The sequence below is a fragment of the Cupriavidus mimosae genome, from assembly GCF_023952485.1.
In the GTDB taxonomy this organism is placed as follows: domain Bacteria; phylum Pseudomonadota; class Gammaproteobacteria; order Burkholderiales; family Burkholderiaceae; genus Cupriavidus; species Cupriavidus taiwanensis_C.
On the sequence record NZ_JALHRY010000007.1, the window covers coordinates 346836 to 358767 of the forward strand.

Consider the following 11932-nt stretch of genomic DNA (forward strand, 5'->3'; position numbering starts at 1 on the left):
GCAGTCCGGCGCCACGCCATGGATAACGACAGACAGGAGGCCGGCATGAGCAGGGCCATCGTGGGAACGTCCACGCCGCAAGTGACCGCGCGGGAAAAGGTCATGGGACGCGCTCAGTATGCCGGCGACCTCAAGCTGCCCGGCATGCTGCACGCCAAGGTGCTGCGCAGCCCGCACCCGCACGCGCGCATCGTGCGCATCGACACCGCCGCAGCCAGGGCGCTGCCCGGGGTGAAGCTGGTGGTAACGGGGTACGACGTGCCCGCCCGCCACTGGGGACCGCACCGCAAGGAGCAGCGCATCCTGGCCCGCGGCGTGGTGCGACACGTCGGCGAGGAAGTGGCGGCGGTGGTGGCGGTCAGCGAGGAGATCGCGCGCGATGCCCTGGACCTGGTCCGGGTCGAGTACGAGACGCTGCCCGCGCTGCTGACGCCGGCCGCGGCGCTGGCCGCGGGCGCGCCGGAGATCCACGCCGGTACGGGCAATATCGGCCATGAAATGCGCATCGAGCGCGGCGACGTCGAGGCCGCCTTCGCGGCGTGCGCCGCGGTATACGAGGCGACCTACGACATGCACTCGCAGTACCCCGGCTACCTCGAGCCGATGGCCTCGGTCGCGGCGCAGGACGGCAACGGGCGGCTTACGGTGTGGGCGTCGACGCAGTCGGTGTTCCTGGCGCGCGCGCGGCTGGCCGAGGCGCTGGACCGACCGGTCTCGACCATCCGCGTGGTGCAGGCCACTACCGGCGGCGGCTTCGGCGCCAAGATCGTCGAGGAGAACAACAGCCTGATCTGCGCCTTCCTGGCCAGCCGGCTGGAGCGCCCGGTGCGGCTGGTCAACAACCGGCTCGAAGACTTCCAGGGCGCGCGCGCCAGCGTGCCGATGCAGGTCTGGCTGCGCCTGGGGGTTGACGCCGACGGCGTGATCCTGGCCAAGGACGTGCGCATCACGGCCGAGTGCGGTGCCTATTCCGGCCTTGCCGGGGATGTGATGCACGTCACTGCCATGCGCAGCGACAACATGCACCGCTTGCACAACGTGCGCTCGCACGCGGTGCTGGCCTATACCAACAACCCGCCGCGCGGCGCTTTCCGCGGCTTTGGCGGGCAGCAGATGCAGTTTCCGCTGAACTGCCACCTGACGGTGCTGGCCGGCATGCTCGGCATCGACCCGATCGAAGTGCACAAGCGCAATGCCATCGGCGCCGGCGAGACCAGCGTGCATGGCTGGAAGATCAGCAGCACCGGCATGGCCGAATGCCTGGACATGACGCGCCGCGCCATCGGCTGGGACAACAAGCGCTCGGCGCCGCGCGGCACCGGCACGCGCCGGCGCGGCGTCGGCATTGCCGCGGCGATGCATGTCAGCGGCAACCGCACGCTGGGCAACTGGGACGGCTCGACCATCCTGCTCAAGATGAACGAGGACGGGCGCGTGATGCTGCAGACCAGCGAATGCGACATGGGGCAGGGCGCCAACACCATGCTCAGCCAGATCTGCGCGCAGGAGCTGGGCATTCCGCTGTCGCACGTCACCGTGATGGCGCCGGATACCGATACCGCACCGTTCTGCCTGGGCTCGCTGGCGTCGCGCGTGACCATCATCTCGGGCAACGCGGTGTTGCGCGCGGCGCGCGAGGCGCGGCAAAAGCTGCTGGCGCTGGCGGCGGAAAAGCTCGGCGTCGATGCGCAGCAACTGGTGATCGCCGATGGCCGCATCGCGGTGCCGGACCAGCCCGACAAGTCCGCCACGCTGGCCGAGATCGCGCGGCTGCATATCTTCCGCCACGGCGGCGAGGGCATCCACGTGCGCGCCACTTACGACGCGCCCACGGTGATGCACGATGCCGACTACTACGGCAACGTCGCCCCGGCGCATTCGTTCGCGGCGCAGGCGGTGGAAGTGGAGGTCGACACCTGCACCGGTCAGGTCACCGTGATCGACAGCTTTGTCGCCGACGACTGCGGCAAGGCCATCAACCCGCTCGCGGTGCATGGCCAGACCCCTGGCGCCACCGTGCAGGCGATCGGCTGGGCCCTGTACGAACACCTGCAGTACGAGGATGGCCGCCTGATGAACGGCAACTTCGCCGACTACACCATGCCCACCGCCGACGCGGTGCCGATGCTGCGCACCGACGTGGTGGAATCGAACGACCCCAACGGCCCCTACGGTGCCAAAGGCGCAAGCGAGACCGCGATCCTGCCGGGCGCGGCGGCAATCGCCAATGCCGTGTTCGACGCGGTCGGCGTGCGCATCCAGTCGCTGCCGATCACGCCGGAGAAGGTGCTGGCGGGCCTGCGTGCGCTGCGCGAAACGGAGGCCGCCCATGCGTGACTTTGCCTTCCTGGAGCCGGCCACCGTGGCCGAGGCCAGCGCCATGCTGGCCGACCTGGGCGACAGCTGCCGCCTCTTTGCCGGCGGCACCGCGCTGATGCTGGGCATGCGCCAGCGCATGCTGGCGCCCAGTCACCTGGTCTCGCTGGGCCGGCTCGATGGGCTGCGCGGCATCGCCTTCGACGCGCGCGAAGGCCTGCGTATCGGCGCGCTGACCCTGCATGCCGAACTCGCGCGCTCGCCGCTGGTGCAAACGCACTATCCGATGCTGGCCAGCATGGCCGCGCGCGTGGCCAATCCGCAGGTGCGCAACCAGGGCACGCTGGGCGGCAACCTGTGCTATGCCGACCCGGCCACCGATCCGCCCGGCTGCCTGATGGCGCTGGGCGCGCAGGTGGTGGTAAGCGGCCGCGGCGGCGAGCGCGTGATCGACATCGAGGACTTCCTGGTCGACTACTACGTCACGGCGCTGGCTCCGGATGAAATCGTCACGCAGATCCGCGTGCCGGCGCCGGGTGCCGGCGCCGATGGCCGCTATGCGCGCTTCCTGCGCACGGCCGCCGAGCACCGCCCGCTGGCCAGCGTGGCGCTGGCGGTGCGGCGAGAGGGCGCGTTCTGCGTCGAGGCCCGCCTGGCGGTGGGCGCCTCCACGCCGGTGCCATGCCGGCTGCGGCGCGCCGAGGCGCTGCTGGCCGGCCAGGCAGTAACGGCGGAACTGGCCGCGCAGGCCGCGGCGATCGTCGCCGAGGACATCAACGCCGTATCGGACGCGCGCGGGGCCGAAGCCTACCGCCGCGAGATGGTGCGCGTGGTCGCGCGCCGCACCATTGCCGCGTTGTTCGGCGTGGCATCGGAGTAAGGAGCCTACCCATGAACCCAGTCACCATAGAACTCACCGTCAACGGTGAAGAACACCAGGTGCAGGTGCCGGCGCGGCGCCTGCTTGCCGACCTGCTGCGCGACGACCTGAACCTGACCGGCACCAAGCGCGGCTGCGAGACCGGCATCTGCGGCGCCTGCTCCGTGCTGGTCGACGGCGAGGTGGTCAAGTCCTGCCTGATGCTCGCGATGCAGGCGCGCGGCCGCCATGTGATGACCGTGGAAGGCCTGGCCGCCGACGGCCAGCTGCATCCGCTGCAGCAAAGCTTCATGGAGCACGGCGGACTGCAGTGCGGCTATTGCACGCCGGGCTTCCTGATGGCCGCGTGCGCGCTGCTCGCCAACAACCCCAATCCGACCGAAGAGGAGGTCCGCCATGGCCTGAACGGCAACCTGTGCCGTTGCACCGGCTATGTCGGCATCGTCGAATCGGTCCTGTCCGCCGCGGAGGCAATGCGTGGAAATTGAAAAGACCCTGGTCACCGCGGCGCCGCCGGCGCGCGTGTGGGAGCTGCTGCTCGACCCCAACGTGATGGGCGCGTGCGTGCCCGGCATGGAATCGATCGAAGTGCTCAGCGAGGTCGAGTACGTCGCGCACATGGCGGTAAAGATCGCCTTCATCAACGCGCGCTTCCGGCTGCATACGAAGATCGTCGAGACTCGCGCGCCCCATTACCTGCGCACCGAGGGCACCGGCGAGGACGCTTCGGTGGCCAGCTCGCTGCGGCAGTCGAGCGAGTTGTTCCTGACGCCGCTGGACCATGGCGGCACACAGCTGCGCATCCGGGTGCAGGTCGATGTGCTGGGCCGGCTGGGCACCTTCGGCCTGAGCGTGATGAAGACCAAGGCCGACCGCATGTGGGACGAGTTCGGCGCCAACCTGCTGGCGCGGCTGTCGCCGCAGGACGGGCAGGCTGCGCCCGAGCCGGCGCAGCAAGCGCCCGCGGCGCAGGCGGCTGCCGTCGCGCCGCGTTCGGCCGCCAACGGCCACGCAGTGCTGCCGGCGCGCCCGGAGGCGCCGCAAGCCGCTCCGGCCGGGCTGTTGGCGCGCCTGTTCGGGCGCACCGACGCCGCGCGCGGGCCGCATGCCGAGATCTGCATCGAGCTGCGCCGCCCCGACGAGACCATCCTGGTGCGCTGGCCCGCCGCGCACGGCGAGCAGTGCGCGGCGTGGCTGCGCGACTACCTGCGCCCGGGCACGTAGCGGCGTCCGCGGCCTTGCCGGCGGCGACTGTCCGCAATACGGGTACCCTATCGGGTGCAGGCGTGATATATGAGAACGTTGCGCCAAGACCGACTATTGCAGAGACAGACCATGACGACCGATTCGCCGCAGGAAGACACGCAGGAAAGCGGCCCGGAGGGTGCGCAGGACAGCGCGCAGGACAAGTACATCGTGCCGGGGCTGGAGCGCGGCCTGCGCCTGCTGGGCGAATTCAGCAGCCGCGAGCGCACGCTGTCGGCCGCCGAGCTGGCGCGCCGGCTCAAGGTGCCGCGTTCGACCGTGTTCCGGCTGCTGGCGACGCTGGAAATGATGGGCTTCGTCGAGCGCACCGACGGCGGACGCGAGTTCCGGCTGGGCATGGCGGTGCTGCGCCTCGGTTTTGATTACCTGGCCTCGCTGGAGCTGACCGAGCTGGGCCGTCCGCTGCTCGACCGGCTGCGCGACGAGATCCATTACCCGTGCAACCTGGTGGTGCGCGACGGGCGCTCCATCGTCTATGTGGCCAAGTCGGTGGCGTCGCGCCCGTTTGCGAGCACCGTCAATGTCGGCACTCGGCTGCCCGCGCATGCCACGGTGCTGGGGCGCGTGCTGCTCGAAGACCTGTCGCTGGCCGAACTGCGCGCGCTCTATCCGGAAGAGCGGCTGGAAGTCTATTCCGAAAGCACGCCGCGCACGGTCGAGGAACTGTACGAAATGGTCCAGCGCGACCGCCAGCGCGGCTATGTGCTGCACGAAGGCTTCTTCGAGGCCAGCATCTCCACCATCGCGGCGCCGGTGCGGGACCGCAGCGGCAAGGTGACGGCGGCGCTGGGCGCCACCATCCCGGCCGCGCGCATCGACCCGGACCAGCTCGACAATATGGTGGAACAGGTGCGGCGGGCCGCCGCCGAGTTGTCGCGGTTGCTCGATTACCGGCCGGACGTGCCCAGGCCGTTCGCCTGACGGCAAGGTGCCGTCCCGCTACAGGGAAGACAAGATGCAGCAAAGCATGCAAGGAAAGCGGGCGCCACGGCGGCGCCGATGGCTGGCCGGCACGGCGCTGGCCGTGGCGCTGGCGGCATGCCTGCCCTGGCCGGCAGCACAGGCCGCTTGCGCCAACGTGCGCATCGTGGTGCCGTTCCCGGCGGGCGGGCCGGCGGACCAGCTTGCGCGCACGCTGGCCCACGGGCTGCAGCAGCAGCGCGGCACACCCTTCGTGGTCGACAACAAGCCGGGTGCCAACGGCAATATCGGCATCGACGCGGTGCGGCGCGCGCCGGGCGATGGCTGCACCCTGCTGGTGGCTCCCGCCGGCAACCTGACCATCAACCCGACCCTGATGCCGACGCTGGCCTACAACGTCGAGCGCGATTTTCGGCCGGTGTCGCTGCTGGCGGGCTCGCCTAACGTGCTGGCGGTGCACCCGTCGGTGCAGGCGCATTCGGTACAGGAGCTGGTCAGCCTGGCCAGGCAGGCCGACAAGTCGGGCAAGCCGCCGGGCTACGCCAGCCCGGGCGTCGGCAGCGGCCTGCACCTGGCTGGCGAACTGTTCCGCCACCAGGCCGGCATCACGCTGCTGCACGTGCCGTACAAGGGCACCACGCAGGCGCTCAACGACGTGGTGGGCGGGCAGGTGCCGATGCTGTTCGGCACCTGGCCGACGCTGGCGCCGTTCATCCAATCCGGCGCGCTGCGCGCGCTGGCGGTGACGCAGCCGCAACGGTCGCCGGCCGCGCCCAATGTGCCGTCGCTGGCGGAGCAGGGCGTCCCCGGCATCGACGTCAGTTCCTGGTACGCGCTGCTGGCGCCGAAAGCCACGCCGCAGCCCGCGGCCGATGCGCTTGGCGCCGACGTGCGGGCGCTGCTGGCCAGGCCGGCGGTGCGCGCCGAACTGCAGCGCCAGGGCATGGAGCCGGTGGGCAGCACGCCGCAGGCGCTGGCTCAGCGCATCCGCGAGGAAACCGCAACCTGGGCAAAGGTGATCCGCCAGTACGGCATCACCGCGGAGTAGCGTCGCCCCGGTAACCCATCAGGCCCGACAGGTCGCGCGCGGCTTGCCGGACTTCCTTCGCCACGCGCTCGCGCAGCGTGCCGTCGGCCTCGAAACGCTGCTGCGGCCCGGCCACGCTGATGGCGGCGATCACCGCGCCGTCGGCCCCGCGCACCGGTGCCGCGCAGGCGTCGATACCCGGCTCGTATGCCGAGAAGCTCCAGGCGCAGCCGCGCTCGCGGTCGGCGGCCAGGATCTCGGCCAGGCGCGCATGGGTTGCCGGGCTCTGCCCGGTGACCGCCGGCAGCGGATCGGGCCCCAGCAATTCGCGCAGCGTCTCGGGCGGCAGTTCGGCAATCAGCATCCGGCCCGGCGTGGTCAGGTGCGCGGCAACGCGGCTGCCCACCTGGATATTGCTGACCAGCGCGGCGGCCGGCATCTGCCGCAGCAGGTAGAGCGCATCGCCGCCATCGCGCACCGCCAGGTAGGCCGACAGCTGCAGCGACGCACTGAGCCGCGCCAGCACGCGCCCGGCAAAGCTGGTCAGATCGTTGGAGGCCAGCACGCGCGAGGCCAGCTTCAGGAAGTTGAAGCCGACCTGGTGGCCGCCCTGGGGCAGGCGCTCGACCATGCCTTCATGCTCGAGCGTATCGAGCAGGCGCATCACGGTGACCCGGTTCACGTCGATGCGGCGGCCGACCTCGCTCAGGTTGGCGGTGGCGCCGCCTTCGGCGATAAAGCGCAGCAGGCGCAGGCCGCGGATGACCGGCGACACCAGTTGCGCCTCGCGGGCGTCTTCCGATGCTGCGCCGTCGTCGTCGGGTTCGGTCGGCAGGCGGGATTTGGGCATGTTGGCGTTGACTATCCATGGAAAACGGCCGCGCTGGCGGCCGTGCTGGCATGGAACGCGGGCCGCGGCTTCAGCCGAGGGCGACGTTCCAGGCGTCGTAATCGTACACCCAGTCGGCATTGCCGCCTTCCTTGAGCCAGGCATTGCTGCGCGAGCCGATCTGGATGCGGCTGGTGCGCGCGTGGCGCACGGCCTGGTAGCGCGCCAGCGCGGCCGGCACGCCGGCGGCGCCGTCGCCCGCGGCATCGGCCAGGCAGCGCGCCAGCACCACGCCGTCTTCGATCGCCATGCCCGCGCCCTGCGCCATGAACGGCATCATCGGATGGCAGGCGTCGCCCATCAGCGTGACCGGGCCGGCCGACCACGCCGGCAGCGGATCGCGCACGTACAGCGCGGAGATCAGCACGTCGTCGCAGGCGTCGAGCAGCGCGCGTGCCTCGGGGTGGAAGCCGGCATAGGCGCTGCGCAGGTCTTCCACGCGGCCCGGCGTGGTCCACGACTCATGGCGCCAGGCTTCCTGCGCGACCGTGGCGAAGATAAAGATGTCGCGGCCGCGGTTGAGCGGAAAGGTGACGATCTGCGTGGCCGCGTCCGGACCCCACCATTTGGTGAAGGTGCCCAGGTTGGGCACGCCGGCCAGGCGCGCGGCCGGCACCACGGCGCGATACGCGACCACGCCGGTGAAGATCGGGCTTTCCTGGCCGAACAGCGCGGTGCGCACGGTGGAATGGATACCGTCGGCACCGACCAGCACGTCGACATCGTCCTGCGCCCCGTTGGCAAAGCGCAGCGTCGCGCCATCGGCGCGGGCCTCGATCGCCACGGCCTTGTGATCCAGCCGCACACAGGCGCCCGGCACGGCGGCTTCCAGCGCCGTCATCAGGTCGGCGCGGTGCATGGTCAGCTGCGGCGCGCCATAGCGCCGCTCCGCTTCGTCCTGCATTGGCAGGCGCGAGGTTTCGGCGCCGGTATCCCACATGCGGCTGATGCGGTGGCTGGGACGCGCCGCGGTTTCGCGCAGGGCCTCGCCCACGCCCAGCCCGTCCAGGGCGCGCACGGCGTTGGGGGTCAGGTTGATGTCGGCGCCGACGCGGGCAAAGCGGGGAGCTTGTTCGTAGACCACGGCATCCATGCCGAGCTTGTGCAGCGCGATGGCCGCCGCGAGGCCGCCGATGCCGGCGCCATTGATTCCGATTTTGAGGGGCATTTTTCCAGCTGATCGTTGTGTTGTGTTCAAAAATGAACTAAATGTTCATAAAAATATATGGGCGAGAGGGGTGAGCGTCAATTAAGGGGGAACCCTAGGGACGTGCGGCTGTTATGGTTCTTAGCGGGCGCGGCTGTTTCGCCGGCGTAGCCGGCGAGTCACTTTTTGGCCGAGCGCCAAAAAGTAACCAAAAAGCGCGTCGCCTGTGCGGCTGGCAATCAATTCCACGGCGTTGGTGGGTCGGGCGGTGGTGCTTTCCGTTTGGGCGTGGGTGCCCGTTCGGCCCTGCTACGCTATGTGAGTCAGGGATAGTGCCTGAGATCACCCACTATTGAACAATCCCAATGAGGGTGTAGGCAGCCTGCTGCCGGCCGTATCGCGGGGACGCCTGCGGCTGCTGCGCAGGCTCAATTGTGGCGACGGTCATTTGCCGTTCGCGCGAACGCAGTCGCAGGCGTTGTACGATTCTCAGCCCCGACCACAGACCGGCAGCGCCAAGCGAGCGCAGTGATGCGTCCCATGCCAGAGCCCACGCCGCGCGAGAGGGCCGGCGCGCAGCGCAGCCGTAGGCGTTCCTACGGTAAGGCCCGCAGCAGGGACCACTCCGCGCTCTGGGCTCGTTCAACCAACACTTCAACGCCCCTGCCACCGTGGTGCACCCCTGCGGCAGGCAGTCCAGCTATGTGAGGAAGCCCAGCCCCGTACGAAAACCCTGCGCACACTACGATAAGACATGCCGCCCGCAGGGCAGTAAACGCGCTTTTTGGTTACTTTTTGGCGCTCGGCCAAAAAGTGACCCGCCCAGCAGGGCGGAACCAGGCGGTTCAAAAGCCGACAGCATGTCACCAACAGCGCCCACCCAAAAAACGAGTCGAAACCCCGCCCCCCCACCCCCTCAAAGCCCCAACACAAGCTTCGCAATAATGTTCCGCTGAATCTCATTAGACCCCCCGTATATCGAAGCCTTCCGATAGTTAAAGTAGCGCGGCGCCAGCACCGCAGCATAGTCAGCCCCGACCCGCTCCGGCGCATCGCGCCCCTGCAGTTCCGCCCAGGTGTCCTGCACGAACGGCAGCGCCGCAGGCCCCGCCGCCTCCACCGCAAGTTCGCTAGCCGCCTGCAGCGTCTCGGTGCCCGTGAGCTTGAGCATGCTGGAAGCCGCGCCGATCGAGGTGCCCGATTCCACCCCGGAAAACACCCGCAACTCAACCGCCTCCAGCGCCGCCGCACGCAGGTGCAGGGCAGCCAGCTTGCGCCGGAACACCGGGTCGTCCAGCAGCCGGCCACCGTCATCGCCAGGCTGCTCCGCCGCAATCTCCGCGATCTTGGAAAGCTGCTTGCGCAGCATCGGGCTATACGTGCCGCCCCGCTCGAATTCCAGCAGGTACTTGGCGTAGGTCCAGCCCTTGCCTTCCTCGCCAATGCGGTTGGCCACCGGCACCCGCACGTTTTCGAAGAAGACCTGGTTCACCTCCTGCTGGCCGGGCATGGGACCATCCAGCGTCGGCAGCGGCGACACCGTGATGCCGGGCGTGTGCATGTCGAGCAGCAGGAACGAAATCCCTTCCTGGCGCTTGGATTCGCGGCTGGTGCGCACCAGGCAGAACATCCAGTCGGCCCATTGCGCATGCGTGGTCCAGATCTTGGAGCCGTTCAGGACGTAGTGCTCGCCGTCGCTGTCGGTGCCGTGGTCGGCGCGCAGCTGCAGCGACGCCAGGTCGGAGCCGGAGTTGGGCTCGGAATAGCCCTGGCACCACCAAACGTCGGAGCTCAGGATCGGCGGCAGGAAGCGCTGCTTCTGCTCGGGCGTGCCGTACTTCATGATCACCGGCGCCACCATCTTCAGGCCCATCGGCGACACCGGCGGGCATCCCGCGGCAGCCAGCTCGGACTGGAAGATAAAGCGCTCGGTTGCGCCCCAGCCCGGGCCGCCGTATTCCTTCGGCCAGTTCGGCGCGGCCCAGCCGCGCGCGTGCAGCGCCTTCTGCCAGCGCACCTGTCCGGCCTTGTCGAGGTAGCCATTCTTGGACTGCGCCATCATCGCGCGCAGGTCGGCGTCATAGGCCTGGGCAATCCAGGCGCGCACATCTTCGCGGAACTGCTGGTCTTGGGGAGAGAAATCGAGATGCATCGGCGGGCCTCTCTGGTATTCGATCGTGGATAGGGGCGGCTTCAGGCCGCAGCCCGGGCGGGATAGAGCAGGTCGGCATAGCGGCGCAGGTGGTGCTCGGCCGAGCCCATCTGCAGGTCGATCGCCGTGACGCGCTTGAAGTAGTGGCCCACGGCCAGTTCTTCGGTCACGCCCATGCCGCCGTGGATCTGCACCGCGCCCTGGCCGACGAAGGCGCCCGCCTGGCCGGCCTGGATCTTCGCCGCGCACGCGGCCTGCGCGCGCACGGGCGCAGCGCCGGCGGCCTGCATGGCGGCCACCTGTGTCAGCGCCACCGATTGCTCCAGCTGCATGTACATGTCGGCCATGCGGTGCTGCAGCACCTGGAAGGTGCCGATCGGCACGCCGAACTGCTTGCGCTGGCGCGCGTAGTCGATGGTGTCGGCCAGCATGCGCGCCATCGCGCCATTGGCTTCGGCGGCCAGCGCGATCATGGCGTGGTCGCACAGCTGCTCGATCAGCGGCAGCGCTTCGCCTTCTGCGCCGATGCGCTGGCTGGCCGGCACCTGCACGTTGTCGAGCAGCACCTCGGCGGCACGCTGGCCGTCGAAAGTGGGATATTCGCGCAGCGTCACGCCCGGCGTGTCGCGCGGGAGCCAGAACAGGCTGATGCCATTCCGGTCCCGGCGCACGCCGCTGCTGCGGGCGCTGACCAGCAGATGCGAGGCGAACGGCGCGCCGGCGACGGCGTGCTTGTGGCCGCTGAGCCGGTAGCCGTCGCCCTGGCGCGTGGCGCTGGCCTGCACGTCGTGCCGGCAGTAGCGGCTGGCGGGCTCGGCATGGGCCCAACCCACGGTAGCCTCGCCGCCGATGATGGCCGGGATCCACTGCGCCGCCAGCTCGGGACTGCCGTGCAGCAGCGCGCCGCCGCCCAGCACCACGGTGCCCAGGTAGGGTTCCAGCACCAGGTGCCGGCCGAGTTGTTCCATCACCACCATGTGCTCGACGGCGCTGCCGCCCAGGCCACCGAGGTGCTCGGGAAACGCGGCGCCCAGGATGCCAAGGTCGCGCGCAAACGCGCGCCAGCAGTCGGGGCGCCAACCCGCCGCGGACTGTGCCGCCGCGCGGCGGGCTTCGAAATCGTAATGATCGGCCAGGTAGCGCGCGAGCGTGTCGCGCAGCATCGACTGTTCTTCGCTGAACTGGAAATCCACCTTGGCTCCTTCGGATAAGGGTGAGGCGTGAGGGCGGTAGTCTGGCGGGCATCTTCCGGCCAGGCCGGCCGGCGGCGCATCGTCGCATCGGACGAAGCTGACGCGCCGGCCGCAGGCGCGGTCTTTTTGCGGCGCTGCGAC

10 protein-coding genes are annotated in these 11932 nt (G+C 69.6%); 6 read left to right on the forward strand and 4 right to left on the reverse strand.

What is annotated here, in order from left to right:
• Positions 1 to 45 precede the first annotated feature (45 nt).
• The 6 genes from MKD50_RS15960 to MKD50_RS15985 all read left to right on the forward strand — a co-directional run bounded on the left by MKD50_RS15960 (position 46) and on the right by MKD50_RS15985 (position 6431).
• Positions 46 to 2337 (forward strand): xanthine dehydrogenase family protein molybdopterin-binding subunit, encoded by a 2292-nt coding sequence (locus MKD50_RS15960; RefSeq protein WP_252667662.1) that lies wholly within the window; start codon positions 46 to 48, stop codon positions 2335 to 2337.
• Complete coding sequence (locus MKD50_RS15965) at positions 2330 to 3196, forward strand: FAD binding domain-containing protein (RefSeq protein WP_115699896.1); 867 nt, start codon at positions 2330 to 2332, stop codon at positions 3194 to 3196. Before MKD50_RS15960 ends, MKD50_RS15965 begins: the two co-directional genes overlap by 8 nt.
• Positions 3197 to 3207: 11 nt before the next feature.
• Positions 3208 to 3684, forward strand: coding sequence for a (2Fe-2S)-binding protein (locus MKD50_RS15970; RefSeq protein WP_115699897.1), 477 nt, complete (start codon positions 3208 to 3210; stop codon positions 3682 to 3684).
• Complete coding sequence (locus tag MKD50_RS15975; protein WP_252667663.1) at positions 3674 to 4420, forward strand: SRPBCC family protein; 747 nt, start codon at positions 3674 to 3676, stop codon at positions 4418 to 4420. Before MKD50_RS15970 ends, MKD50_RS15975 begins: the two co-directional genes overlap by 11 nt.
• 111 nt (positions 4421 to 4531) lie before the next feature.
• Complete coding sequence (locus tag MKD50_RS15980) at positions 4532 to 5383, forward strand: IclR family transcriptional regulator (RefSeq protein WP_240071779.1); 852 nt, start codon at positions 4532 to 4534, stop codon at positions 5381 to 5383.
• A 34-nt stretch (positions 5384 to 5417) separates the two neighbouring features.
• Positions 5418 to 6431, forward strand: a complete 1014-nt coding sequence (locus tag MKD50_RS15985) for a tripartite tricarboxylate transporter substrate binding protein (RefSeq protein ID WP_371925355.1) — start codon at positions 5418 to 5420, stop codon at positions 6429 to 6431.
• Here MKD50_RS15985 and MKD50_RS15990 read toward each other — a convergent pair.
• From MKD50_RS15990 to MKD50_RS16005, 4 genes are all read right to left on the reverse strand, one after another.
• Positions 6418 to 7260: an IclR family transcriptional regulator gene (locus tag MKD50_RS15990; RefSeq protein WP_240071781.1), complete on the reverse strand. Its 843-nt coding sequence runs from the start codon at positions 7258 to 7260 to the stop codon at positions 6418 to 6420. The genes MKD50_RS15985 and MKD50_RS15990 overlap by 14 nt on opposite strands.
• Before the next feature lie 70 nt (positions 7261 to 7330).
• Positions 7331 to 8467 carry an FAD-dependent monooxygenase gene (locus MKD50_RS15995; protein ID WP_252667665.1) on the reverse strand — a complete coding sequence of 379 codons (1137 nt, stop codon included), beginning with the start codon at positions 8465 to 8467 and terminating at the stop codon, positions 7331 to 7333.
• 895 nt (positions 8468 to 9362) lie between these two features.
• Positions 9363 to 10598, reverse strand: coding sequence for an acyl-CoA dehydrogenase family protein (locus tag MKD50_RS16000; RefSeq protein WP_252667666.1), 1236 nt, complete (start codon positions 10596 to 10598; stop codon positions 9363 to 9365).
• A 41-nt stretch (positions 10599 to 10639) separates the two neighbouring features.
• Positions 10640 to 11791: an acyl-CoA dehydrogenase family protein gene (locus MKD50_RS16005; protein ID WP_240071784.1), complete on the reverse strand. Its 1152-nt coding sequence runs from the start codon at positions 11789 to 11791 to the stop codon at positions 10640 to 10642.
• Positions 11792 to 11932: the final 141 nt, after the last annotated feature.

Bases quoted from the DNA above. Each gene is read 5' to 3' on its own strand.
- MKD50_RS15980 (WP_240071779.1), top strand. From the start codon at position 4,532: ATGACGACCGATTCGCCGCAGGAAGACACGCAGGAAAGCGGCCCGGAG.
- MKD50_RS16000 (WP_252667666.1), bottom strand. From the start codon at position 10,598: ATGCATCTCGATTTCTCTCCCCAAGACCAGCAGTTCCGCGAAGATGTG.
- MKD50_RS15960 (WP_252667662.1), top strand. From the start codon at position 46: ATGAGCAGGGCCATCGTGGGAACGTCCACGCCGCAAGTGACCGCGCGG.
- MKD50_RS15985 (WP_371925355.1), top strand. From the start codon at position 5,418: ATGCAGCAAAGCATGCAAGGAAAGCGGGCGCCACGGCGGCGCCGATGG.
- MKD50_RS15970 (WP_115699897.1), top strand. From the start codon at position 3,208: ATGAACCCAGTCACCATAGAACTCACCGTCAACGGTGAAGAACACCAG.
- MKD50_RS15965 (WP_115699896.1), top strand. From the start codon at position 2,330: ATGCGTGACTTTGCCTTCCTGGAGCCGGCCACCGTGGCCGAGGCCAGC.
- MKD50_RS15995 (WP_252667665.1), bottom strand. From the start codon at position 8,467: ATGCCCCTCAAAATCGGAATCAATGGCGCCGGCATCGGCGGCCTCGCG.
- MKD50_RS15990 (WP_240071781.1), bottom strand. From the start codon at position 7,260: ATGCCCAAATCCCGCCTGCCGACCGAACCCGACGACGACGGCGCAGCA.